The 3,006-nt window shown below is 52.9% G+C and carries 1 rRNA gene; it reads right to left on the minus strand.

Annotation, left to right across the window (positions count from 1 at the left end):
• Positions 1-33 precede the first annotated feature (33 nt).
• A 23S ribosomal RNA gene (locus FU672_RS24690) occupies positions 34-2,939 on the minus strand.
• Positions 2,940-3,006 lie beyond the last annotated feature (67 nt).

The raw sequence follows: 3,006 nt of genomic DNA on the forward strand, positions 1-3,006 counted from the left end.
GTCGTCTCTTCGCCAAAACATCTTCGGCGTTGTAAGGTTAAGCCTCACGGTTCATTAGTATCGGTTAGCTCAACGCATCGCTGCGCTTACACACCCGACCTATCAACGTCGTAGTCTTCAACGTTCCTTCAGGAGACTTAAAGTCTCAGGGAGAACTCATCTCGGGGCAAGTTTCGTGCTTAGATGCTTTCAGCACTTATCTTTTCCGCATTTAGCTACCGGGCAGTGCCATTGGCATGACAACCCGAACACCAGTGATGCGTCCACTCCGGTCCTCTCGTACTAGGAGCAGCCCCCCTCAATTCTCCAGCGCCCACGGCAGATAGGGACCGAACTGTCTCACGACGTTCTAAACCCAGCTCGCGTACCACTTTAAATGGCGAACAGCCATACCCTTGGGACCTACTTCAGCCCCAGGATGTGATGAGCCGACATCGAGGTGCCAAACACCGCCGTCGATATGAACTCTTGGGCGGTATCAGCCTGTTATCCCCGGAGTACCTTTTATCCGTTGAGCGATGGCCCTTCCATTCAGAACCACCGGATCACTATGACCTGCTTTCGCACCTGCTCGAGCCGTCACTCTCGCAGTCAAGCTAGCTTATGCCATTGCACTAACCTCCTGATGTCCGACCAGGATTAGCTAACCTTCGTGCTCCTCCGTTACTCTTTGGGAGGAGACCGCCCCAGTCAAACTACCCACCAGACACTGTCCGCAACCCGGATTACGGGTCTACGTTAGAACACCAGCCATTAAAGGGTGGTATTTCAAGGTTGGCTCCACGCAGACTGGCGTCCACGCTTCAAAGCCTCCCACCTATCCTACACATCAAGGACCAGTGTTCAGTGTCAAGCTATAGTAAAGGTTCACGGGGTCTTTCCGTCTTGCCGCGGGTACACTGCATCTTCACAGCGAGTTCAATTTCACTGAGTCTCGGGTGGAGACAGCCTGGCCATCATTACGCCATTCGTGCAGGTCGGAACTTACCCGACAAGGAATTTCGCTACCTTAGGACCGTTATAGTTACGGCCGCCGTTTACCGGGGCTTCGATCAAGAGCTTCGCGTTACCGCTAACCCCATCAATTAACCTTCCGGCACCGGGCAGGCGTCACACCGTATACGTCCACTTTCGTGTTTGCACAGTGCTGTGTTTTTAATAAACAGTTGCAGCCAGCTGGTATCTTCGACTGATTTCAGCTCCACCCGCAGGGGCTTCACCTACATATCAGCGTGCCTTCTCCCGAAGTTACGGCACCATTTTGCCTAGTTCCTTCACCCGAGTTCTCTCAAGCGCCTTGGTATTCTCTACCTGACCACCTGTGTCGGTTTGGGGTACGATTTGATGTTACCTGATGCTTAGAGGCTTTTCCTGGAAGCAGGGCATTTGTTACTTCAGCACCGTAGTGCCTCGTCATCACACCTCAGCGTTAAAAAGGTACCGGATTTACCTGGAACCTCCGCCTACATGCTTAAACCGGGACAACCGTCGCCCGGCTAACATAGCCTTCTCCGTCCCCCCTTCGCAGTAACACCAAGTACAGGAATATTAACCTGTTTCCCATCGACTACGCCTTTCGGCCTCGCCTTAGGGGTCGACTCACCCTGCCCCGATTAACGTTGGACAGGAACCCTTGGTCTTCCGGCGAGCGGGCTTTTCACCCGCTTTATCGTTACTTATGTCAGCATTCGCACTTCTGATACCTCCAGCACCCCTCACAGGACACCTTCAACGGCTTACAGAACGCTCCCCTACCCAACAACGCATACGCGTCGCTGCCGCAGCTTCGGTGCATGGTTTAGCCCCGTTACATCTTCCGCGCAGGCCGACTCGACCAGTGAGCTATTACGCTTTCTTTAAATGATGGCTGCTTCTAAGCCAACATCCTGGCTGTCTGTGCCTTCCCACATCGTTTCCCACTTAACCATGACTTTGGGACCTTAGCTGGCGGTCTGGGTTGTTTCCCTCTTCACGACGGACGTTAGCACCCGCCGTGTGTCTCCCGTGATAACATTCTTCGGTATTCGTAGTTTGCATCGGGTTGGTAAGCCGGGATGGCCCCCTAGCCGAAACAGTGCTCTACCCCCGAAGATGAGTTCACGAGGCGCTACCTAAATAGCTTTCGGGGAGAACCAGCTATCTCCCGGTTTGATTGGCCTTTCACCCCCAGCCACAAGTCATCCGCTAATTTTTCAACATTAGTCGGTTCGGTCCTCCAGTTAGTGTTACCCAACCTTCAACCTGCCCATGGCTAGATCACCGGGTTTCGGGTCTATACCCTGCAACTTAACGCCCAGTTAAGACTCGGTTTCCCTTCGGCTCCCCTATACGGTTAACCTTGCTACAGAATATAAGTCGCTGACCCATTATACAAAAGGTACGCAGTCACCCCATAAAGAGGCTCCCACTGCTTGTACGTACACGGTTTCAGGTTCTTTTTCACTCCCCTCGCCGGGGTTCTTTTCGCCTTTCCCTCACGGTACTGGTTCACTATCGGTCAGTCAGGAGTATTTAGCCTTGGAGGATGGTCCCCCCATATTCAGACAGGATACCACGTGTCCCGCCCTACTCTTCGAGTTCACAGCAAGTGTGCTTTCGTGTACGGGGCTATCACCCTGTATCGCCGGACTTTCCAGACCGTTCCACTAACACACAAGCTGATTCAGACTCTGGGCTGCTCCCCGTTCGCTCGCCGCTACTGGGGGAATCTCGGTTGATTTCTTTTCCTCGGGGTACTTAGATGTTTCAGTTCCCCCGGTTCGCCTCGTTAACCTATGTATTCAGTTAACGATAGTGTGTCGAAACACACTGGGTTTCCCCATTCGGACATCGCCGGGTCAAAGGTTCATATCACCTCGCCGGCGCTTTTCGCAGATTAGCACGTCCTTCATCGCCTCTGACTGCCAGGGCATCCACCGTGTACGCTTAGTCGCTTAACCTCACAACCCGAAGATGTTTCTTTCGATTCATCATCAAATTGCGAAAATTTGAGAGACTCGAACACAC

This window comes from Enterobacter asburiae, assembly GCF_008080435.1.
GTDB classification, from domain to species: domain Bacteria; phylum Pseudomonadota; class Gammaproteobacteria; order Enterobacterales; family Enterobacteriaceae; genus Enterobacter; species Enterobacter asburiae_C.